Source organism: Actinophytocola sp. (assembly GCF_036002505.1).
Classification (GTDB): domain Bacteria; phylum Actinomycetota; class Actinomycetes; order Mycobacteriales; family Pseudonocardiaceae; genus DASYTH01.
The window spans coordinates 1-21,041 of record NZ_DASYTH010000392.1; the positions used below are offsets into that span (position 1 = coordinate 1).

At 69.7% G+C, this 21,041-nt stretch carries 19 protein-coding genes; 14 read left to right on the forward strand and 5 right to left on the reverse strand.

Annotated elements, in window-relative coordinates:
• Positions 1-358: 358 nt before the first annotated feature.
• On the forward strand, positions 359-1,384 hold the full coding sequence (locus VGR06_RS34225; RefSeq protein ID WP_327563334.1) for an LLM class flavin-dependent oxidoreductase: 1,026 nt from the start codon (positions 359-361) through the stop codon (positions 1,382-1,384).
• On the opposite strand, the gene VGR06_RS34230 is transcribed toward VGR06_RS34225, so the two are convergent.
• A complete protein-coding gene (locus VGR06_RS34230) occupies positions 1,371-4,694 on the reverse strand; it encodes an RICIN domain-containing protein (RefSeq protein ID WP_327563335.1) in 3,324 nt (1,107 codons plus the stop codon). The two genes, VGR06_RS34225 and VGR06_RS34230, sit on opposite strands and share 14 nt — an antisense overlap.
• 131 nt (positions 4,695-4,825) lie before the next feature.
• Between VGR06_RS34230 and VGR06_RS34235 the strand changes: the two genes are divergently transcribed.
• The 12 genes from VGR06_RS34235 to VGR06_RS34290 all read left to right on the forward strand — a co-directional run bounded on the left by VGR06_RS34235 (position 4,826) and on the right by VGR06_RS34290 (position 14,910).
• A complete protein-coding gene (locus VGR06_RS34235; RefSeq protein ID WP_327563336.1) occupies positions 4,826-5,488 on the forward strand; it encodes an SEFIR domain-containing protein in 663 nt (220 codons plus the stop codon).
• 379 nt (positions 5,489-5,867) lie between these two features.
• Entirely contained in the window at positions 5,868-6,905 is a 1,038-nt protein-coding gene (locus VGR06_RS34240; protein ID WP_327563337.1) for an alpha/beta hydrolase, read from the forward strand.
• A 224-nt stretch (positions 6,906-7,129) separates the two neighbouring features.
• A complete protein-coding gene (locus VGR06_RS34245; RefSeq protein ID WP_327563338.1) occupies positions 7,130-9,076 on the forward strand; it encodes an NTP transferase domain-containing protein in 1,947 nt (648 codons plus the stop codon).
• Positions 9,077-9,120: 44 nt separating this feature from the next.
• On the forward strand, positions 9,121-9,906 hold the full coding sequence (locus VGR06_RS34250) for a glycerophosphodiester phosphodiesterase (protein ID WP_327563339.1): 786 nt from the start codon (positions 9,121-9,123) through the stop codon (positions 9,904-9,906).
• An 85-nt stretch (positions 9,907-9,991) separates the two neighbouring features.
• Positions 9,992-10,240, forward strand: a complete 249-nt coding sequence (locus VGR06_RS34255; RefSeq protein ID WP_327563340.1) for a hypothetical protein — start codon at positions 9,992-9,994, stop codon at positions 10,238-10,240.
• Between the two features lie 686 nt (positions 10,241-10,926).
• Positions 10,927-11,100: a hypothetical protein gene (locus tag VGR06_RS34260; protein WP_327563341.1), complete on the forward strand. Its 174-nt coding sequence runs from the start codon at positions 10,927-10,929 to the stop codon at positions 11,098-11,100.
• A 150-nt stretch (positions 11,101-11,250) separates the two neighbouring features.
• The gene (locus VGR06_RS34265) at positions 11,251-11,712 is read left to right on the forward strand and encodes a DoxX family membrane protein (protein WP_327563342.1); all 462 of its coding nucleotides are present in this window, start codon (positions 11,251-11,253) and stop codon (positions 11,710-11,712) included.
• A 5-nt stretch (positions 11,713-11,717) separates the two neighbouring features.
• Positions 11,718-12,212, forward strand: coding sequence for a hypothetical protein (locus VGR06_RS34270; RefSeq protein WP_327563352.1), 495 nt, complete (start codon positions 11,718-11,720; stop codon positions 12,210-12,212).
• Complete coding sequence (locus VGR06_RS34275; RefSeq protein ID WP_327563343.1) at positions 12,209-13,300, forward strand: sensor histidine kinase; 1,092 nt, start codon at positions 12,209-12,211, stop codon at positions 13,298-13,300. Before VGR06_RS34270 ends, VGR06_RS34275 begins: the two co-directional genes overlap by 4 nt.
• Positions 13,297-13,950, forward strand: a complete 654-nt coding sequence (locus VGR06_RS34280) for a response regulator transcription factor (RefSeq protein WP_327563344.1) — start codon at positions 13,297-13,299, stop codon at positions 13,948-13,950. The genes VGR06_RS34275 and VGR06_RS34280 overlap by 4 nt, the downstream gene beginning before the upstream one ends.
• Before the next feature lie 125 nt (positions 13,951-14,075).
• A complete protein-coding gene (locus VGR06_RS34285; protein ID WP_327563345.1) occupies positions 14,076-14,525 on the forward strand; it encodes a Fur family transcriptional regulator in 450 nt (149 codons plus the stop codon).
• Positions 14,518-14,910: a cellulose binding domain-containing protein gene (locus VGR06_RS34290; RefSeq protein WP_327563346.1), complete on the forward strand. Its 393-nt coding sequence runs from the start codon at positions 14,518-14,520 to the stop codon at positions 14,908-14,910. Before VGR06_RS34285 ends, VGR06_RS34290 begins: the two co-directional genes overlap by 8 nt.
• Here the strand turns inward: VGR06_RS34290 and VGR06_RS34295 are convergent.
• From VGR06_RS34295 to VGR06_RS34310, 4 genes are all read right to left on the reverse strand, one after another.
• Positions 14,891-17,467, reverse strand: coding sequence for an ATP-binding protein (locus VGR06_RS34295; protein WP_327563347.1), 2,577 nt, complete (start codon positions 17,465-17,467; stop codon positions 14,891-14,893). The genes VGR06_RS34290 and VGR06_RS34295 overlap by 20 nt on opposite strands.
• Position 17,468: 1 nt before the next feature.
• Positions 17,469-18,443, reverse strand: a complete 975-nt coding sequence (locus tag VGR06_RS34300; RefSeq protein ID WP_327563348.1) for a cellulose binding domain-containing protein — start codon at positions 18,441-18,443, stop codon at positions 17,469-17,471.
• A 200-nt stretch (positions 18,444-18,643) separates the two neighbouring features.
• Positions 18,644-18,856 carry a hypothetical protein gene (locus tag VGR06_RS34305; protein WP_327563349.1) on the reverse strand — a complete coding sequence of 71 codons (213 nt, stop codon included), beginning with the start codon at positions 18,854-18,856 and terminating at the stop codon, positions 18,644-18,646.
• A gap of 70 nt (positions 18,857-18,926) precedes the next feature.
• Complete coding sequence (locus VGR06_RS34310; protein WP_327563350.1) at positions 18,927-19,928, reverse strand: SGNH/GDSL hydrolase family protein; 1,002 nt, start codon at positions 19,926-19,928, stop codon at positions 18,927-18,929.
• Positions 19,929-20,134: 206 nt separating this feature from the next.
• Between VGR06_RS34310 and VGR06_RS34315 the strand changes: the two genes are divergently transcribed.
• Positions 20,135-20,533 carry a hypothetical protein gene (locus VGR06_RS34315; protein ID WP_327563351.1) on the forward strand — a complete coding sequence of 133 codons (399 nt, stop codon included), beginning with the start codon at positions 20,135-20,137 and terminating at the stop codon, positions 20,531-20,533.
• The last annotated feature ends 508 nt before the right edge of the window (positions 20,534-21,041 follow it).

Here is a 21,041-nt window from a genome sequence, read left to right on the forward strand (position 1 = left end):
CAGCCCAGCCACCCCCGGTGACCAGCCCGCCGAGTGCGGGAGACATCACCTCGGCGCAAAGGTTGTGGACAGCGGAGACCGCCCACGGCCGAGTCTGTCCACAACCTTTGCCACAGAACGCCGCGCCCAGCCCCACCAACGAGACCACCCCGGCGTTCCGACCAACCCCGGTAGAACACCCAAGCAGAAAACGCGCCCAGCCCTACCTCCGCAGGCCGAAACGCGAGATCCGGCACAACCAACGGAGCGCGCGGGTCGATCAGCAAGCACCTTGGCGCGTGCCCCGTCTGCCGTGACATCGTGTCTTGGTTGACCGAGCTGAACCAGGGGCTCGGCAACTGAACCGTGGGAGGTTGCCGTGCCCTTGGACTCGGAACCGTTGCGGAAACTGGGCTTCCTGACGATCGGGTTGTTCGACGGGAACGACCCCGGCCCGGGCCACGAGTCCACACTGGACATCATCGAGCTGGGTGAGCGGCTGGGGTTCGACAGCGCCTGGGTCCGGCACCGACATTTGCAGTACGGTATCTCCTCCCCGGTCGCGATCCTGGCCGCGGCCACCCAGCGCACCAGCCGGATCGCCCTCGGTACCGCGGTCATCCCGCTGGGCTGGGAGAACCCGCTGCGCCTGGCCGAAGACCTGGCCACGGTCGACATCCTGTCCGGCGGCCGGCTCAACCCCGGCTTCAGCGCCGGCCCACCCATGCACTACGACCGGATCAAGCACGCGCTCTACCCGCACACCGCCGACCTCGAGGACCTCGGCTACGACCGGGCGCGGCGCCTGCTCGACTTCCTGCGCGGCGAGCCGGCCTCCGACTTCAGCGGCACCGAAGGCTTCGAGGTCTTCTCCGACCAGGTCCAACCCCACGCCCCCGGCCTCGCCGACCGCCTCTGGTACGGCGGCGGCAGCCTCCGCTCCGCCCAGTGGGCCGGTGAGAACCGGCTGAACTTCCTGTGCAGCAACGTGGTCAAAGCCGAAGAATCCGAAGACTTCGCCAAGATTCAACTCGCCCACATCCGCACCTTCCGCGCCCACCACCCCGACGGCGCAGCCGCCCGCGTCTCCCAGGGCCTCGTGGTGATCCCCACGGACTCGGCCTCACTCCAGCAACGCGCCAAGTACGAGGAATACGCGCACAAACGAACGCCCCGTACGGCGACCCCGCAAGGCCCGATGCGGCTGATGTTCGCCCCCGACCTCGTCGGCACCTCCGGCCAGATCGCCGACCAACTTCACGCCCACCCGGCCTTCCAGGAGGTCAACGAAGTCGCCTTCGCCCTCCCCTTCACCTTCGCCCACGAGGACTACCTGCAGATCCTGCACGACATCGCCACCAACCTCGCCCCCGCCCTGGGCTGGCAGCCGGCTATGACAACGTAGAGCTGTCAACCCGGAAGATCTGATTGGGGTTGCCTCCGCACACCCAGTGGATCAGGTAGGCGCCATCGCTGATGGCGGCGCGGTTCACATCAAGGCAGTCGCCGGTCGCCTCGTTGCGGAATTGTCCTTCGGTGACTCGGTCGTTGCGAGCGTGGACGCGCAGTTCCCAGATCTGAGTGGGCACATCGGCACAGGATTGTTGTACCACAAGGTTTGCCGCGTCGAAGGTGGACGGAGACAGTGTGTCGAGGCACATGCCGCTGGTGGTGTTGCGGATCTGGTACGCCTTGGGATCGACTCGCGATGCGACAGGGAAAGTCCAGCGAGCAGCCGGCATGCCCCCGCACCGAAACTGGTGCGCGGGGACGCCCGGGATGGTGGGGTCTGCCCGGATACCCACGCACTTGTTGCTGTGCACCGCGACCAACTGCGAGCTCCCGGGGTCGGCTGCGTGCTCCGGTCGCGCCACTGCACCGCAGGGCGAATGGTAGGTGTAGCCGCCCAGGTACTTGGCCCACTCTTCACGGGTGATCATGGTTGAGATCAGCCCGCAGATCCCATCCTCGAGGCGCTCGGGATCGGTCTCCCAGAGCCGCACGGCCGAACCGTGGCTGGATGTCGCGAGGGTATGGCCATCCGGGTGGAACGACACGGAGTAGAGGTTGTCGGCGTCACCCGCCAGCGGCACCGCCCAGGCCCGTGGTTGCCGCGGATCGGAGACGTCCCAGAGTCGGGCGGAGTTGTCCAGCGAGGCAGTGGCGAGAAGGCGACCACTGGAGTCGAACGCGACGCCGCTGATCCCACCCAGATGCCCGCCCAGCCGCGACATCGCTTGGGGCTTTCGGGGATCTTCGATGTTCCACAGGATGGCGGTCGCGTCGCCGTTGCCGGTCACCAGCACCGTGTCGTCCGCACCGAAGGTGACCGCGCTGATGAGCCCAGCGTTAGGGTTCTGCTCCCCCAGAAACCTCGGGTCGGCCGGTTTGTTGATGTCCCACAGCTTCACGATGCCGTCCCCGCCCGCAGTGGCGATCATCCGCCCTGAGCGGCTGAACGCGACCGCGAGGATGTCGTTGCTGTGGCTGCCGAACGTGGCGATCGGCTTGCTGGGATCGGCGACCTTCCGCAACTGAACGTTGGTGCCGGGCTGACCGCCGGCAGCCAGCAACGTGCCGTCTGGGCTGAACGCAAGTGGACCCACCGCACCAACAGGCCCGTCGAATTCGCGCGTGGGTTGCGGTTGGCCCCGCAGGTCCGGCACAGTCCACAGACGAACTTTCCCCTCGGAGCCGGACGTGGCCAGAAACCGGTTGGTCGGATCGAATGCCGCGGCACGCACCTGCTGGGGATGATCAAGGACGGCCACCGGTAGGGCCGCGAGACTGGGCGGGTCACCGATCGTCCACACGCGAGCGAACCCGTCTCGGCTCGCCGAGACCAGGAGCCTGCCGTCGCTGCTGAACGCGACGGTCTGCACGGCGTCACTACTGCTGAAGTCAACCCGGCGAGTGGGTTCCAAGTTGGCCAGCGCGGTCATCATGGCACCGCGAGCTTCCGCCGTGGGCGCGACGTGATAGGCCGCCAGGGCAAGCCAGCCGGCAAGATCCGGGTCGGACGTTCGCAAGGCGATGGCCACATCGGCCACCTGGCGCGACACGCCGCTGTCCCGCTCCTTGACGATCTTGTTACGTGATGTGAACGCCAGCACACTCGTCGTCGCGGCCACCAGCGCCAGACAGCCCAGCACGACGAGAAGTTGCCGGAGCCGGCGAGCGCGGCGAGCGGCCAGGTGCCGTTCAGCCTGCTCTCGTTCGAGGCTGGTGCGCAGGAACTCCGAAGCCGGGGCCGGCAACCGAGAGCCGGCTAGGTCCACGCGCTCCCGGATCACAGCCAGGCGGTGGCCGCGGTAGAGGTCGGAGTCGTGGCGGCCGTCGCGGTCCCAGGATTCGGCGGCCGTGATCAGGCGCTGTTCGGCCAGCAGGCCGGCGCGGTCGGCTTCGATCCAGCCGCGGAGGCGGGGCCAGGCTTGGAGGACGGCTTCGTGGACGATCTCGACCGTGGTGGGGTGGGCGGTGACCAGGCGGGCGTCGGTCAACGTGTCGAGGACGGCGGAGACTCCGGCGGGGTCGGGGGATTCGGCGAGGAGCCGGGCACGGTCCCACTGGCGGCGGGTGTCGGCGGTGCCGTCGCCGAGCTGGATCATGCGCAGCAGCAGGGTGCGGGCCAACTCCTGATGGGCGGGCGGGAGCCGCCAGTAGACCCGTTCGGCGGTCTTGGCGATGGCGCCGGTGATGCCGCCGGTCAGCCGGTAGCCGGCGATGGTGAGGACGCGGCCGGTGCGGTGCCGCCAGGTGGCCAGCAGCGCATGCGCGAGCAGGGGAAGCGCGCCGGGTTGGTAGCCCTCCTCGGTCATGCCCAGGTCGGCGAGCATGACGTCGGCGAGGCCGGGCTGGAGTTCGAGTCCGGCCGCGGCGGCCGGTCGCTCGACCGCGGCGCGGAGTTGCTCCTCGGTCATCGGACCCAGCAGCAGCTGGCCGTGCCGGAGCGAGCCGACCAGGCCCGGGTAGGACGCGCACCGGCCGAGGAAGTCGGCCCGCATGCCGAGCACGACCCGGGCGGGAGCGGCGCAGAGCGCGTCGATGAACTCCCGCCGGCGCGGTTCGTCCTGGCAGAGCGTGAAAAGCTCTTCGAGCTGGTCGACCACGAGCACGTCGCAGACGGGCAGCATGACGGGTGGGTCGGCGGTCGGGGTGCAGGTGAACCGCGTCCAGCCTGCCGAACCGGGAAGCCGGCCGGTGGCCAGCGCGGGCAGCAGACCGGCGTGCAGCAGTGACGACCTTCCGGTGCCGGACGGGCCGCACACCATCAGCGGGCCGGTGGCGTCGGCGAGCAGGTCGAGCAGGTCCGCGGTGTCGTGCCCGCGGCCGAAGAACCACCGGGCCTGGTCCGGGCCGAACGCCGCCAGTCCGGGGTAGGGGCACACCACCGGCCCCGGCTCGTCCTGGCCGGGCTCGACCGCCTGGCGGAGGTAGGGCCGGTCGGCCAGCGCGTCGCGGGCGGCGAGCCATTCGCTGACGTCGGCGGCGCAGGCGATCGCCATGCGCTCGACGAACTCCGCGGTGGGCAGGCGGTCGTTGTTCAGCGCCCGGTTCGCTGTGGACACCGGCATGCTGGTGCCCCGGCGCGCGGCCCCGGCCTCGAGCTGCTGCAGCGAGGCGTAGCCGGCCCAGCGGGCAAGCTGCCGAAGGCCGGACCGAAATTCCGCGTGGCTTTTCGCCGCTCGCGGATCCGGTTCGCCGGCTCGGTCCACTGTCTTACCATAGGACGGAAACCGCTGGTAGCGGTCATGCCGTATACGGAATTCCACCAAAAGTGCACGTCCGGTCACACGCTTGTGGCACGGGCCGGACGCCGGCCCGGAAACCGGAAAGGAGGACCAAAGTGGACAGCGAACGCCTCGCCGGCGCACCCACGGTGTTCCTGAGTTACGCCCATGATGACGACGCGCACCGGTCCACCGTGCTGGAGTTCGCCATCTTCCTGGAGACGCGGGGAATCGCCGTGACGTTCGACCTCTGGCACGCCGGCGCCCGGCTGGATTGGTACGCCTGGATGCTGCGGGAAATCCAGGCGGCCGACTTCGTGATCGTGGTGGCCTCGCCCGGGTACCGGGCGGTCGGCGACGGCACGGCGGCGGGCGCGGCGCACCGCGGTGTGCAGGCCGAGACCGCGGTGCTGCGCGACCTGCTCTACCGGGACCGCGCGACCTGGCTGCGCCGCGTCCTGCCGGTGGTGCTGCCCGGCAACTCGCTCGACGACCTGCCCACCTTTACCCAGCCGCACTCGGCCAGCCATTTCATCGTCGAGTCCCTCACCGACCCCGGCGCCGAGAGTCTGATGCGGACACTCACCGGCCGGCCACGCCACGTCCGGCCACCGCGCGGCCGCCTCTCGGGCGTGCCAAGTAGACAAAAACCCGTAGTGGTAACGCGCCGGCTTTCACAACCGATGTGGGTGGCGAAACCCACCAGTGTCACGATTGTGTCGCGTTTCCCCGGCGCTCTTGATTTCCCCGGACAAGCCTCTTTCCAGCACCGGCCGTAGCCGTTGGGATCGGGTGCGTGATCACCCGCGCATTTCGGTGAATGGGTAATCACACAGGGTGTGGGTATAGGAATTTTCAGACCCGGTACGCCGGCATCCGGATGGTTCACATTTGCCGGATTTCGACCACTGCGGACGGCGCCGGCGCACCCTTGACCGAGGTAGCGTGCGCGTACCGGGCCGAGATGCGGTGTGACAGTGCGGGTGTTCGCCGTGACCGGGTTCGGCCGGCGTCCACATTCGTGGCGGCCAGCCACTCGTATTTTCGACCTGAAACCGGGAAGATGTTTCCCACTCCGTCCGCCACAAGCGGATCGGTCGGGGGTTCCCATTTCATCGCTATTCACTTCATTCTCGCCGAACAATGAGGATTGGCACGATGTTGAGACGCCTGAGAACGATCCTGCCGCTGTCCGTGGCAGTCAGCCTGGCGCTGGCCCTGGCCGCACCGGTGGTCGCCGCCGCCCAGACGATGGTGTGCTCGATGCTCACCATCAGGGTGCCCAGCGTGGACGGCGGTCCGGTCGACGTGAAAATGGCCGGAACGCTGTGCCGCCCGGAGTTCCAGCCGATGCCGCACACCGTGCAGCTGCTGGTGCACGGGGCGACCTACACCCGGGCGGTCTGGAACTGGCCGCAGAGCCCGGCCACCTACTCCTACGCCCAGGACGCGATCGACGCCGGCTACGCCACGTTCGCCGTGGACCGCCTCGGCCACGGGGAGAGCGATCATCCGGCGGCCAACAACCTCACCATCCAGGCCGGCACCACCGCGCTGCACGGCGTGGTCCAGGCGCTGCGCGCCGGCGCGCTCGGCGGCACGCCGTTCACCAAGGTCATTTTCGTCGGAACGAGCCTGGGCGCGGTGCACGGTTACGACTACGGCGGCCGCTATTCCGACATCGACGGCTACGCCTTCTTCGGCAGCGTGCACTTCATCAAGCAGTCCTGGTTCAACCTGTTCCAGTCGAACGTGCAGCCGTGGCCGCCCGACCCGAACTCCGGCTACCTGACGTCGACGCCCGGCAGCCGCGGCGCGCTGTTCTACAACACCGCGACCGCCGATCCGGCGGTGATCACCCAGGACGAGGCGCTGAAGGACACCATCACCGGCGCCGAGATCAACACCGCCCTACCGTTCGTCCAGGTCTCCGCCGCGTCCTCGCCGACGCAGAGCATCAACAAGCCCGTGCTGATCCACATGGGCCAGTTCGACAACCTCGTCTGCGGCAGCCCGGACGGGATCACCTGCACGACCTCCTCGATCCAGAGCCTGGAACAGCCGTACTTCACCCACGCGACCTCGTTCACCGTGCAGATCACCGCCAGCAGCGGCCACCAGCTCAGCGAGCACCCCACCGCCCCCACCACCCACACCAACGTGATCAACTGGATCAAGGGCTTCGCGCTTCCGTAGAACCCTTGCCCGGCAACACCGGCCGGCCGTGGCGGGACTCGCCGCGGCCGGCCCGGCGCTGACCTGCGGCATCGATTCGTTAACAGTAGGTTTCTCTGCGGCATCTGGCTCTTGGCGAGAAGGTGGCCGGCGGCGAAGATGAAGGCTGCCCGGCGCTGTCCGGGCAACCTCCAATCGCCATGCGGTCCGTTGTGGACCGCCACCGACCCCTTTGGAGCCACCGCGTGGGCTTGTTCGGCTTCCGTAAGAACGTTGACACACACCGGCTGCTCGACACGCCGCGCGGCCCGCGCCCGGCCGGCTACCCGCCGGGCACGCCGGTGCCCGGCGAGATCGCGGTGTACTTCGCCGACGACCCGCGGAAGCTCTACCAGCTCCACCAGTGGCTGCCGGTCTTCGAGCTGCTCCACGAGCGGCACCCGGTCGTGATCATCACGCGGAACCCGCGCAGCTATGACGCGCTGCTCACCGCCACGAAGCTGCGGGTGGTGCTCGCGCCGGCCTTCCCGGACCTGGTCGACCTGTACGAGTGCAGCGACGTCAAGGTGGCCGTCTACGTCAACAACTCGGTGCACAACTTCCACTCGCTCATGCAGCGCCGCATGCTGCACATCCACGTCAACCACGGGGAGAGCGACAAGGTCTGCATGGTCAGCAACCAGGTCAAGGCCTACGACCGGGTGTTCGTGGCCGGCGAGGCCGCGGTCCGCCGGCACCGCGCGGCGCTGATCGAATTCGACGAGTCCAGCCTGGTCCGGGTCGGCCGCCCGCAGCTGGACCTGCGCCCGGACCCGCTGCTGCCGCCGAGCCCGCGGCGCACCATCCTCTACGCGCCCACCTGGGAGGGCGAGAACGCGTCCAACAACTACACCTCGGTCGACGTGCTCGGGCCGGCGATCGTGGCCGCGGCGCTCGCCGTGCCGGACGTCCGGCTGGTCTACAAACCGCATCCGCGGGCGGCGATCAGCCCGCTGCCGTCGATGGCCGCGGCGCACCGGGAGATCGTCCGGCTGGTGGAGGCGGCCGCGCGCCGCGACCCGGAGGCCGGGCACCAGGTGCACGCCACCGGCGACATCCTGGCGGTCATCCCCGGCTGCGACCTGATGATCACCGACGTCTCCTCGGTCGGGCTGGACTTCCTCTACCTGCGGGCCGACGCGCCGATGTTCATCGCCGACCGCTACGGCGACCGCGCGCGGCTGCACGACGCCGCCCCGATCAGCCGGTGCGCCGACGTGATCGACTCGGCCTCGATCGGCGCGCTGACCGGGAGGTTGGCCGATCGGCTCGGCGTCGACCGGCACCGGGCGGCCCGGGCGGCCACCCGCACCCACTACTTCGGCGACCTCGCCCCGGGCGAGAGCACCGTTCGTTTCCTGGCTTCGATCGGCGACGCGGTGACCCGCCGCGACCGCCAGCTCGGCAGCACCACCGCACCCAAGGAGGCCGGCATGGATCAGCTGAACGTCGTTATTTTGGCCGCGGGCATGGGTACCCGGCTGGGCATGCCGCACCCGAAGCCGCTCACCCCGCTGGCCGACGGTCGCAGCATCCTGCAGCAGCAACTGGACAACCTGCGGGCGGTGTTCGGCGACCGGGCGCGGGTCACGATCGTGGTCGGCTTCCACGCCGAGGAGGTCATGGCCGCCGCGCCGGACGCGCTGTTCGCCTACAACGAGCGGTACGCGCAGACGAACACGTCGAAGAGCCTGCTCACGGCGCTGCGCTCGAGCGCGCCCGGCGGTGTGCTCTGGCTCAACGGCGACGTGGTGTTCGACCCGCGGCTGCTCTCCAGCATTTCCCCGGCGATTCTCGAGGACCGCAGCTTCGTGTGTGTCAATACGGAAGCTGTGGGCGAAGAAGAGGTGAAATACACCGCGTCGGTCGACGGATTCGTTGTCGAGCTGTCAAAATCCGTGGTGGACGGTCTCGGCGAGGCCGTCGGCATCAACTACATAGCGTCGCCGGACAAGGCGGCGCTCGTCGAGCATCTGGAGGCCTGCACCGACACCGACTACTTCGAACGCGGCATCGAGCTCGCGATCGAGGCAGCCGGGATGCGCGTGGTGGCGCTGGACATCTCCGAGTTCTTCGTGGTGGAGGTGGACTTCGCCGCAGACCTCGAGCGTGCGAACGTGGAGGTGGGCAAGACCGTCACCCCTGCCGCCTGACGCCGTCGCTCCGCCGGCCAGGCGCCACAGGGTTTCGGCGCGTTATGGACGGCAACAGAGTGTTCGGACCCAGGCCGGTACTCCTGGGACACCGCGGCTGCGGTCGCGGCACGGTCAACGGTCTGGTGGAGAACACCCTCGACTCCTTCCTCGCGGCGGTCGACCTGGGCATCGACTGGGTCGAGGTCGACGTCCGCCGCACCCGCGACGACCGCCTGGTCGTCGCCCACAACCCGGCCAACGACGACGGCGTCTTCTACGCCGACATCACCGGCGCGGAGGCCACCCGGGCCGGCACCCTCGACCTGGCGGCCCTCCTCGAAGCCCTCCCCCCCACCGTGGGCGTCAACTTCGACGTCAAGACGTCCATGGAAGACGCCACCCGCACCCGCGAGCTCTCCACCATGGGCCTTCTCGCGGCGATCGCCCAACGCGAAGCCCGGTCCCGCGAGGTGCTGGTCAGCTCCTTCGACCCCGGCGCCCTCGACATCGCCCGCGAACTCGCCCCCGCCGTCCCGCGCGCATTATTGACCTGGCTCGACTTCCCCATCGGCCAAGCCGTCGCCGCCGCCGGCCACCTCGACGTCCAGGTCCTGGCCCCGCACTGGGGCTCCCTCCGCCCCAACGACATCGAACCCCCGGAGTTGCACCGCCCCCTCGACTACATCGTCGACATCGTCCACACCACCGGCCGCGAGTTCCTGGCCTGGTGCCCCAGCCTGAAGTTCGCCCACCAGCTCCTCGACGCCGGCGTCAACGCCCTCTGCATCAACAACGTCCCCAAAGCCGTCACCACCCTCCGCCCCCGCCTCACCAGGACTGCCGCCTAGCTGGGGGGAGATTGCCGGGGTGAAGGCGGTGGCGGTGATGTCGGTGTCGAGGTCGACCATCGTGTGGCCGTAGACCTTGGGTGAAGTGACCCGCACGATGATCGCGAAGGTGTCGATCGAGGTGAGCGACCGGCGCAGGGTTGCGTGGTGCTGCTTGACGAAGTGGATCGCGGCCCGGTTGGTGATCGCGGTCTGGCCGCAGATCAGCACGATCGGCTGCCGGGCGTTCGGCGGGCGGAACTTCGCGAAGAGGGCGTACTCGCACTTGTCGGGCTCCCAGCTGAACCGGTGGTCGCCGGAGACGAAGTCGAGGCTGTGGCCGACCTCGCCGTAGGGCAGGAAGCGCACGCCGGGCAGGAACGCTGCCAGATGGGCCGCGGTGCGTTCGTTGGAGACTGGGCCGCCGACGCAGAACTCCGTGCGGTCGCCGGTTTCGTCGCTCAGCTCATCGGAGGACCGCACCGACACCGGGCAGCCAAGCTCGTCGGCGAGGCTGCCCACCTCGAGCAGCGCGTACACGTCGGGCCGGGCCACCGCGTTGGGTGATTGCCAGTGGCGGTTCATCACGACCAGGCACTCCCGTCCCGGTCGCAGGCCGAAGAAGGTCGCCTTCCCGCGCCGCGTCCGGATACCGCGCCCACGTTGCCACAGCCATACGGCCAGGCCGCTGATCACGGCGGCGACAAGGCCGGTCGCGATGTCCTGTAAGGCTTCTGGCATGGACGCTCCGTGCGGTGCGGGGGCAGGAAGAAGGTACTGGATCCCCTCGGCGCGATTGACCTTGGACGGAGTTGTCGATCTTGATTGGGGTGGCGGGTCTGGTATGGCTGGTGGGGCCAGTGGGGTGGTGGTCAGTGCCATGAAGGCGGCCTTCAGGACACTCAATGCCCCGAAGGTCACCTTCATGGCATCAGACATCCTCACCGCAGAACCTCCCACCACAGCAACACCACCAGCTGCCAACGCTCGGGCCGCGGGGGTCGGGCGCTGTCGGCCTACGGCGCCACCGGCAACCGCGCCGTGCTGGCCGCCCGGGCCGGGATGGACCTGATGCTCGCCTCGGCGCGCACGACCACCCAGGGCGACGACGTGGTGAACGCGCTCAGCGCCGCACTCACCAATGGCACGCTCAACGCAACCGATTTCAACGCCGCTGTGGCCAGGGTGGACGCGCTCCGCGACAGCCTCCCCTGACAGGGTACAAAGGGCGTCAGGCGTACCTCGGTGACGGCTTTCTACGCCCGTTGACGTAGCCGAATCACCCGAGCTCGCCGGACGACCCGGGCCGTTGTTGCCGCGACCCTTCTCCTCGTAGGAAAACGAACTCCATGAGGGGAGCAGGCAATGACCATGGTGCGAATGGACACGGTGGTGGAGCGGGCGACAGGTTGGCTTGCCCGGCACAGTATCGATGTTCTGCGGATCAGTGTCGGGTTGGTGTTCTTCGGTTTCGGTGTGCTCAAGTTCTTCCCCGGCGTGAGCCCGGCGCAGGAGCTGGCCGTGCGGACGCTGGAGAAGCTGTCCATGGGGATCCTGTCCGGCGAGGGCGCGTTGCTCACCACGGCGATCGCCGAGTGCGTCGTCGGGATCACCATGATCACCGGGAAGCTGCTGAAGCTCGGCCTGGTGGTGCTGGCGGCGTCGCTGGTCGGGATCCTGTCGCCGCTGGTTCTGTTCTTCACCGACCTCTTCCCGGGCGCGCCCACCCTGGAGGCGCAGTACATCCTCAAGGACATCGTGCTGGCCGCGGCCGGGCTGGTGATCGCCGCGCGGGCGCTGGGCGCACGGTTGGTGGCCGGGACGTGATCGAGATGCGGACGTTCCGGTTGCGCAGCGGGACCCGCAAGGGTCTGCTGGTGGCGCACATCGCGTCGGCCGGCGCGTGGATCGGCATCGAGGTGGTGCTGGGTGTCCTGGTGTTCACCGTGCTGTTCACCAGCGACACCCAGGTCGCCGCCCTCGGCTATCAGGCGGTCGAACTGTTCGCGGTCTGGCCGATGCTGACCACCGGACTGATCTGCCTGGCCAGTGGGGTCGTGCTCGGGCTCGGCACGAAGTACGGGCTGATCCGGTACTGGTGGGTCGCCACGAAGCTGGTGCTGAACCTGCTGCTGTGCACGCTGGTGCTGGTCCTGCTGCGGCCGGGGGTGCACGAAGCGGGGGCGTTCGGCCGGGACCTCGAGGCCGGGCGCGTGACGCTGGCCGACGCCTCCAGCGACCTGATCTTCCCGCCGCTGGTGTCGGGTGTCGCGCTGGTCTTCGCGGTCGCGCTGTCCCTCTACAAACCGTGGGGGCGGGTTCGATGAGCGTGCTCGGCGACGGGGTCCTCGCGGGGGTGCTGGCGGCGCTCGGCGTCGTCAGCACCGCGTTCCTCGAGCAGAGCACGGCGGTGGACCGGCCGGTCGACGCGCTGGCGTTCATCCTGGCCGCCGGCGCCGGGCTGGCGCTGGCCGCCCGGCGCCGGTGGCCGGCCGGCACGCTGGCCGCCGTCAGCGGGCTGACCTCGGCGTACCTGATCATCGGCTACCCGTACGGATTCATCCTGCTGTCCTATCTGGTCGGCGTGTACACGGTGGCCCGGCACCGGCCGCTGGCCCGGTCCGCGCCGGCGGCGCTGGCGGCGCTCGCCGTGCTGCTCATCCACGTGTTCACCCACCCGGCGGCCCTGCCCGGGGTCTACGGGTTGCTTCCGGCGACGGCCTGGGCGGCCGTCCCGTTCGCGGTCGGGGTCACCGTGCGGCAGAACCGCGAGTCGGTCCTGCGGGCCCGGGCCGAGGCGGTGCGTGAGCACGTGTACGGCGAGCGGCTGCGGATCGCCCAGGAGGTTCACGACGTGGTCGGGCACGGGCTCGCGGCGATCAAGATGCAGGCGGACATCGCGCTGCATCTGCTGGCCAGGAAGCCGGAGCAGGCCGAGGTGGCGTTGACCGCGATCAGCCGTACCAGCACCGAGGCGCTCGACGAGCTCCGGACCACGCTCGCGGTGGTCCAACGCACCGGCGCCGGTCCGGTGGCGGGTTTGGACCGGCTGGAGGATCTGCGGCACCGCATGGGCCATGCCGGTGTGGAGGTGGACGTACAGACCAGCGGCTCTCCGCACGCCCTTCCCCCCGCCGTGGACCTCGCCGGCTACCGGGTGGTTCAGGAGTCGCTGACCAACGTGCTGCGGCACAGCACCGCCCGCGTTGCCACCGTGCGGGTCGGTTACCAGGCGGACGCGGTGCTGATCGCGGTCTCCAATCCGATGACCGGGGTGTCGAGCAGCCAGGGCGGTCAGGGCATTCCGGGAATGCGCGATCGCGTCGTAGCCCTCGGTGGCGACTTCACCGCCGGCCAGACCGCGGACGGCCGCTTCGAGGTCCGCGCCCGCATTCCGACGGGAGACAAGGCGTGATTTCCGTGCTGATCGTCGACGACCAGGATCTGGTCCGCATCGGGCTGCGCACCCTGATCGAGAACGAGGACGGCCTGACGGTCGCCGGCGAGGCCGCGGACGGGCTGGCCGCGGTGCACGTCGCCAAGGACACCCGGCCCGACGTCGTATTGATGGACATCCGCATGCCCGGCATCGACGGGCTCGAGGCCACCCGCCGCATCGTCGCCGACCCGTCGCTCGCCGAGACCAGGATCATCGTGTTGACCACGTTCGAGCTCGACGAGTACGTCTTCGACGCGTTGCGCCACGGTGCGAGCGGCTTCCTGCTCAAGGACACCAAACCCGCCGAGCTGCTGGCCGGAATCCGCCAGGTCGCCGACGGTGGCGCGCTGCTTTCCCCCTCGGTGACCCGACGGCTGATCAGCGCCTTCGTCTCCCAGCCACCGCGGACCGTGCGCACGCATCCGCAACTCGACACGCTCACCGAGCGCGAGCGCGAAATCGTCGGCCTGGTCGGCGAAGGTCTCAGCAACGACGAAATCGCCGAGCGCCTCGTGGTCAGTCCCGCCACCGCCCGCACTCACGTCAGCCGAGCCATGATCAAACTCGGCGCTCGCGACCGCGCCCAGCTCGCCGTCTTCGCCCACCAGTCAGGCCTGACCACCTGACGGTGACGCGCTCCGCGCCGCCTCCCCTAAGGGTGATGGCTCTGTCCATGGACCGGTGTGCACGCCCACCAGCGGGTTGACCATATATCCTGGTCCAGGGGGCGACCTGCTGGAGTGGACGCGCGATGAGTATCCAAGGGTTGAGCCACGACGCCCGTGAACGGCTCCGGGCTGTGGGCTTGCGGGTGACGGCGCCACGGCTGGCCGTGCTCGACTGGCTGTCCGCCCATCCGCACGCAACGGCCGACCAGGTGGCCGCCGGGGTTCGGGAGCGCCTGGACTCGGTGTCGACCCAGGCCATCTACGACGTGCTGCACGCCTGCGCCCGGGCGAACCTGGTGCGCCGCATCGAACCCGCCGGACACCCGGCCCGCTTCGAGCGCCGGACCGGCGACAACCACCACCATCTGGTGTGCCGCAACTGCCACCGGACCGAGGACGTCGACTGCGTGGTCGGGTTCGCCCCGTGCCTGGAGCCGGCCAACGAGCTCGGGTTCGTCGTCGACGAGGCGGAAGTGATCTTCTGGGGCCTGTGCCCGGACTGCACCACCGCCTCGGCGGATCACCATGACTAAAAGATCCCGGGCGCTCGGGGTCCTGGCGGCGGCGCTGATCCTGGGCGCCGGCACGGCCACCACTGCGGCCGCGGCGGACCCGGTGTTCTCCTGCACGTACCGCGTCTCGCCCTGGAATGGCGGGTTCTCCGCGGACCTGTGGTTCACCAACGGCGGGCCGGTGATCAACGGGTGGACCGTGCGGATGGTCTTCCCCGGCCCGGCGAGCGTCGGCACCGTCTGGAACGCGAACATCGCGCAGGGTTCGCCCGTCGAGATGATCGCGACACCCATGCCGTGGAACACGGTGATCTCCACCGGTCAGTTCGGAACCTTCGGCTGGACCGCGACGTCGAGCGTCGACGGGGTGCCGACCACGGTGAGCATCAACGGCATATCGTGTTGAGCCGAGCCTGAATCCGTTCGGCGTCCGGGACGCCCAGGCCCTGGTAGATCTCCAGCGCTTGCCGCCAGTTCTGTTGTGCTGCAACGGGTTCGCCGTCGGCGAGCACGGCCGCCGCGATGCCGTCCAGCGCCCGGGCCTGCTCGTAGCGGTCGCCGGTCTCCTCGGCCAGGGACAGGGCGGTCCGGTGCCGGTCCCGTGACGACGCGGACTGGCGCATGTCGCGCAGGGTCTCGCCGAGGGTGTTCAACGTTTCGATCTCCACGCTGCGGTCACCGGTCTCCCGGCTGAGGGCGAGCGCGCGGTGCAGGTGGTCGAGCGCTTCCGCGTACCGCTCGAGCCTGCGGTACACCGCACCCAGGGTGCCCAGGGCGCTGGCCTCGCCGCCCGGGTCACCGGACCGACGGCAGTTCTCCCATGCTCTGGTCAGGTGCGCGAGGGCCGCCGAATGGCTGCCGCGCAAGCTTTCCACGGCGCCCAGGTTGCCCAGCGCGTAGCCCTCCAGCCGCAGGTCGCCCAGTTCGGCGAAGAGGCTCGCGGCCGTTCGCTCGTGCTCGACCGACTCCTCGTAGTTGCCGAGACGGCGGTGCAGCGCGCCGATGTTGATCAGCTGCACGGCCTCGCCGTGCCGGTTGCCGGCCTGCCGGTAGCCGGCCAGGGCGTCGTCCAGGCAGGCCATCGCCGCGCGGTAGTCCCCGAGGCGTTCGTGGACGACACCGAGCCGGGCCAGCGCCCGGGCCTCCCCGGCGGGGTCGGCGACTTTGCGGTGGCCGGCGAGCGACTCCTCGAAACACGCTTGCGCTTCCTGGAAGTTGCCGAGCCACCAATGGATCCCGCCGAGGTTGAGCAGGGCGCCGGCCTCGCCGTGACCGGCCTGGCGCGCGGCGTCCACCGCGCTGGTGTGCACCGTGAGCGCCTCCTGGTAGTGGCCGCCCACCTCGAAATGGCGCCAGAGCGCGGCGGACAGGTCGACGCTGTGCCGCGGCCAGCCGTGCCGGGCCGCGTGCACCGCGACGGCGACCAGGTTGGCCCGCTGCGCCTCCAGCCACGACGCGGCTGCCTCCGGCGACTCATCAGTCCGATGTGGACTGTCATGTGGGAACAGGGTTCCGGTCGCCGCCGCGGCGGTGTCCCGGTAGTGGTCGAACAACCGGGACAGCGCCGCGTGCCGGCCGTCCACGGAGGCGCCGTGCTCGGCGGCGTAGGCCCGCAGCAGGTCGTGCATCCGGTATGTGTCTACAGTGGACTTCTCGGTGAGGTGCGCCCGGGCCAGCTCGAGGATCACCTCGCGCGCCTCCCCGAGTGGGATGTCGCCGAGCGCGGCCAGTGCGGGCGCGTCCAGGTCCTGGCCGGGATGCAGGCCGAGCAGGGCGAAGCTGTGCGCCGCCCGGCTAGACAGCTGCCGGTGGGACCAGGAGAACACCGAGCGGATAGCGGCCCGCGGATCCCCCGCGGTGTCAAGGAGATCGAGCCGGCGTCGCTCCTCGCGCAGGTCGGCGACCAGGTTCGGCAACGCCGGCTCACGCAGGGCCAGTTGGGCGGCGATCCGGAGAGCCAGCGGGAGCCCGGCGCAGCACGCGGCGAGCTCGGCGGTGGCGGCCGGGTCGGCGGCGGCGCGCGGACCGATCAGCGTCCGCAGCAGGGTGACCGCCTCCGGCTCGGGCAGCAGGTCGAGGTCGATCCGGTGGGCGCCGTCCCGGGCCACCAGGCCGGCCAGGTCGTCGCGGCTGGTGACCAGCGTGAAGCAGGACGCCGTGCCGGGCAGCAGCGCGCGCACCTGCTCGGACCCGGAAGCGTTGTCCAGCAAGACAAGCACCCGCCGGCCGGCCAGCACCGTGCGGTACCGGGCGGCCCGCTCGGCCACGTCGCCCGGGATGTCCGCGACACCGAGGCCGCGCAGGAAGCCGGCCAACGCCTCGGCCGGCATCACGGGTCGTTCCGGGTCGTAGCCGCGCAGGTCCACGTAGAGCTGGCCGTCGGGGAACCGGTCCGCGACCTGATGCGCCCAGCGCACCGCGAGCGCGGTCTTGCCCACCCCGGCGGTGCCGGCGACCGCCGAGAGCACGGCGACCGACCGGCGCTCGCCGGAGCCGAGCAGCGCGTCCAGCTCGGTCAGCTCGCGCACCCGGCCGGTGAACCCGAAGACGTCCAGCGGAAGCTGGCGCGGCACCGGCGGCGCGGGGCTCGGCGCGGCGCGCCGCCGGCCCTCCTCGACCCGGTCGCGGGCGGTGGCCAGGACGCCCTGCTCGGCCGGGGTGGCGCCGAGCAACCGGATCAGCGTGTCGAACCGGTCGGTCGGCGGGAGAATCCGGCCGGACAGGTACTCCCCGATGATCCCGTGCGACCAGCCGGTGGCCGCGGCCAGCTCCCGGTAGGTCGGCTCCGCTCTCCCCTGCCGGCGTGCGTGCCGGCGGCGCAGCTCGCGCAGCAGCCGGGCAAGATCGGCCAGGGCCCGCACGCCGGCCGCGGACAGCGGCGCGCCGGGGGCCGGCTCCCTCGGCGGCCCACCGGTCGCGCCCGTCCCACCTGCTCGACTGTCGATGTCTTGCAGGGTAACCAATTCAGCCGGCTACACAGGGCACGCCGTTCAGGGTGAACGCGCTGGGTGGGGTGAACGGGCTCACCGTGCCGGAGAAGCCCGGGTAGGTCTGCCCGCCCGGCCCGATCGTCGTGTTGTAGAACTGCGGGGTGACCGTGCCGGTCGAGCCGTCCCGGGTCAGCACGCCGTTGAACGAGTAGTTGATGACCGCCGCCGCCGGCACGGTGAACCGCACCGTCCAGCCGTTCAGCGTGGCCGCGGTGGTGTTGGTGATCGTGACGGTGACCGTGAACCCCGGGGCGAACGAGATGAGCTGGACCCGGCAGGTCGGCGTCGGCGTGAGGGCCAGAGTGGTGACGGTGCCCGGATCCGAGCGGGGCGAGGTGTTGCCCCGAGCGTCGAAGGCGATCGCCGCGAAGCTGTACGACGTGCTCGCGGTGAGCCCGTACACCGTCTGGAAGTTCCCGCCCTCGCCCACCGTGCGGATCGTGGTCCACACACCGCCGATGAGCTGCTGCAGGTGGTACCCGGTGACCCGGACGTTGTCCGTGGTCTGCGGCCAGAACACGGTCGCCACGGTGGTGGTGACGCTGCTGAACGTCGGCACCCGGGGCTTCTCCGGGGGAACGGCGTCCGGCCCGGACAGCGTCGTGAACGACAGCGGCGCCGACGGCGGGCTGGCGCCTTGCTCGAGGCCGGGAACCGCGGGCGAGTACACCCGGAACGTGTACGTCGTCCCCGGCGTGAGGTTGGTCAGCGCGAGGAACCCGAAGGCCCCGGTGGCATACGTCTGCCACGACCCGTTGACGTTGCGCTGCACCACGTCTCCGTAGGCGACGCCGCCGCTGAGCCAGTCGAGGTCGGCGGCGGTGTCGGAGACGTGCAGGGCATGCAGGTTGGTCGGCTGGGGCAGCGGTTCGTCGGCCAGGGCCGGCAGCGGCGCGAGCAGCATCGCCGCGACGCCGACCCCGGCGCCGAGGACGAGTCGGAGTTTCATGCCAGGAACCTCCACGATGGGGACTACGCCGGGCAGGGTGGGCTGCGGGCCCCGACGACGATGACGTTGTCCGCCCTACCCGAGATGATCGGCAATCCCAGGCCGCACCCCCACCGATCCTGGACACGGTTGGACAGCACCCGCGCGGCGCCCGGTCAGCCTCGCTGCACTAGATCCCAGCGTCCGCCGCGGAGGTCAGTTCATGCGCTGCGCGGCGCGAGGTTGGTGTCGTTGGTGACGCGGCGGATCAGAGGGGTGGGCGCGTAGGCAGTGCTGGGCAGGTTGGCTTCCTCCTCTGCGGTGAGGATGCCGAGGTCTTTTCGGGTGTCGAAGGGGAGCCAGTCAAGTGCGATGCGGCGGGCGAGGTAGTCGCCGACTGAGGAGACGTCGGGGATCTCGGGGTCGTCGGTCATGCCCATTGGTTCGGCGCGGCGGTCGCGGCTGGGCTCGAACCCGCGGGATGACCTCAGACGGCCGGTCTCCTTACAGGCCGATCGCCGGGCCGATGATCGGAGCCAGCCGGTTGGCGATCTTGACGTGGCCGCCGTCGTTGGGATGACCGTCGCCGTCGGCGTAGTCGGTGCCGACGATCAGCCAGCCTTCGGTGTTGATGAACCGCACCCGGGAGTCGCCGGCGGTGTTTCGGGCCCGGACGGCCGCCTGGGTCTCGGGGACGTAGCGCATCTTGAAGGTTTCCATCGCGAAGATCACGGCGTTGGGGTACTTGGCGCGGATGTTGCGCAGGAAGTCGGTGTAGGCGGCCTGGAAGGTGGGACCGCTGACGCTGTGACCGATGTCGTTGGTGCCCAGGTTGATCACGACGGCGCTGGCCTGGTAGCGGGAGAAGTCCCAGTCGGTGGTTCCGGTGCTGGCCAGCTTGAAGAACTGCGTGCTCTGGCCGACGCAGCCGGATGCGGCTACCAGGCAGTATCCGGAGCGGGCGATCTGGGTGTGGCGGACGCCCAATCGTTCTCCCAGCACCCAGCCGTAGGCGCTCAGGGCCATCTTGCTGGTGAGGGCTCCGAAGGTGATCGAGTCGCCGACGAACTCGATCAGCTTGGGGGATGGGGGGATCGCCGTGGTGTGTGCGCCTGGGTCTAGGACCAGGCCGAGGAAGACGGTGTCGCCTGAGCGGTACGAGACGCGGAGGCGGTGGGTGCCGGCTGGTAGCGGGGTCGGGGTCAGGTTCACCGTGCCGCGGACTCCGGCGAAGAAGACGTCGGCGCCGCCGTCGATGCTGGCGTAGAAGTTCACGGCGTCGCGGGCTCTTACCCGGACCGTGGTGCCGGTGAAGCCGGTGGTGAAGTAGGCGCCGGCCCAGCTTGGTACGGCCGTCGTGGTGCTGATGGTCCAGCGGCCGGTGTAGGCGATGTTCGAGTCGGTCACCGACCCGTCGCCGGTCGCCGCGTGCGCCGCTGCGGGGGTCAGGGAGACGGCGGCAGCGGCGATCACGGTGATGAGTGGGTAGCGTTTTGTGCTCAGCATGGCGGGCCCCGACCTTTCCCCGTGGTCCTCTCCTTACTCGGATCGTCGGGTGAAGCGTTTGGATAATTCCGGCGGGGTTGTGGACGATTCCGGCTTGGCGGGTTGGGAACCGGCGCAGGAAGAATCCAAAGGAGAAAGTTCTTGGCCGAGGCGCGGCGTGCCGCCCGTTTTTGTCGGTGGGGTCCGCAAGAGTTCTGAGTGTGCTGATGATTGAAGACGAGGTGTTCGCGGTACCCGGGGACTTTCTTGGGAATGCGGCGTTCGCGCAGGTGATGATTGGTCATCTGCAGGCTGTTGTGTTGCGGCAGTTGGCTGACTTTACCCGCGCTCACGAGGGTGATGAGTTCGCCTATCTCGAGGTCGCCACTCTGCTGCACATTTCCGGTCGGGCCAAGACCGTGCTGACCATCCACCACACTGCCGACGAGATCGCCGCGATGCACGCCGCGATCGTGGTGCGGGCCCGGGAGCTGAAAGACGCCGGTGGGGAGATCCGCGCCCTCGCGCAGTTGGAAGCCGATGTCGCCCGCGACCTGCTGCTCAGCACCCGGCCTCCAGGGTGGCCGAGGTCCAGCTCAGCATGCCCGCCACCGGCGCCGTGGTAGACCTGACCTCGGCCCGCTCCCGGAAGACGGGACACGGCTACGCAGAGCCGGAACATGACTACCGGAAGGCGGAACACGCCCGGCTGCGGGCTCGCCGGCCGGCGTGTCCCGCCCTCGCGTAGCCGTGTCCCGCCCTCGCGTAGCCGTGTCCCGCCCTCGCGTAGCCATGTCCCGGTCTGGCGTAGTCGTGTCCCGTCTTCGCGACGAACTTGACAACGAACCGACCGCTCAACTGAACGGCATTTGGTGCAGAACCTTGCGGCGGAACGCCGGGCCCCAGCCCTACCGAAGGCGACCACCCCGACGTTCCGACGACCCCGGTAGGGCACCCAAAGTAGGAGAAGCGCCCAGCCCTACCCCGGCGGCACCCGGTCAGCCGGCGCAGTCTGCTCATCCCCCGGCATCGCCCCGGTCATGATCGCCACCACCTCGGACATCGTGTGCTGTTCGGGCGTAACCAAGGCAACCCGCCGGCCAAGCCGCTGGATATGGATGCGATCCGCCACAT

Coding starts and splice junctions, on each gene's coding strand:
- VGR06_RS34270 (WP_327563352.1), top strand. CDS start 11,718: ATGCGGACGTTCCGGTTGCGCAGCGGGACCCGCAAGGGTCTGCTGGTG.
- VGR06_RS34265 (WP_327563342.1), top strand. CDS start 11,251: ATGACCATGGTGCGAATGGACACGGTGGTGGAGCGGGCGACAGGTTGG.
- VGR06_RS34285 (WP_327563345.1), top strand. CDS start 14,076: ATGAGTATCCAAGGGTTGAGCCACGACGCCCGTGAACGGCTCCGGGCT.
- VGR06_RS34310 (WP_327563350.1), bottom strand. CDS start 19,928: ATGCTGAGCACAAAACGCTACCCACTCATCACCGTGATCGCCGCTGCC.
- VGR06_RS34275 (WP_327563343.1), top strand. CDS start 12,209: ATGAGCGTGCTCGGCGACGGGGTCCTCGCGGGGGTGCTGGCGGCGCTC.
- VGR06_RS34300 (WP_327563348.1), bottom strand. CDS start 18,443: ATGAAACTCCGACTCGTCCTCGGCGCCGGGGTCGGCGTCGCGGCGATG.
- VGR06_RS34315 (WP_327563351.1), top strand. CDS start 20,135: ATGATTGAAGACGAGGTGTTCGCGGTACCCGGGGACTTTCTTGGGAAT.
- VGR06_RS34250 (WP_327563339.1), top strand. CDS start 9,121: ATGGACGGCAACAGAGTGTTCGGACCCAGGCCGGTACTCCTGGGACAC.
- VGR06_RS34240 (WP_327563337.1), top strand. CDS start 5,868: ATGTTGAGACGCCTGAGAACGATCCTGCCGCTGTCCGTGGCAGTCAGC.
- VGR06_RS34305 (WP_327563349.1), bottom strand. CDS start 18,856: ATGACCGACGACCCCGAGATCCCCGACGTCTCCTCAGTCGGCGACTAC.
- VGR06_RS34290 (WP_327563346.1), top strand. CDS start 14,518: ATGACTAAAAGATCCCGGGCGCTCGGGGTCCTGGCGGCGGCGCTGATC.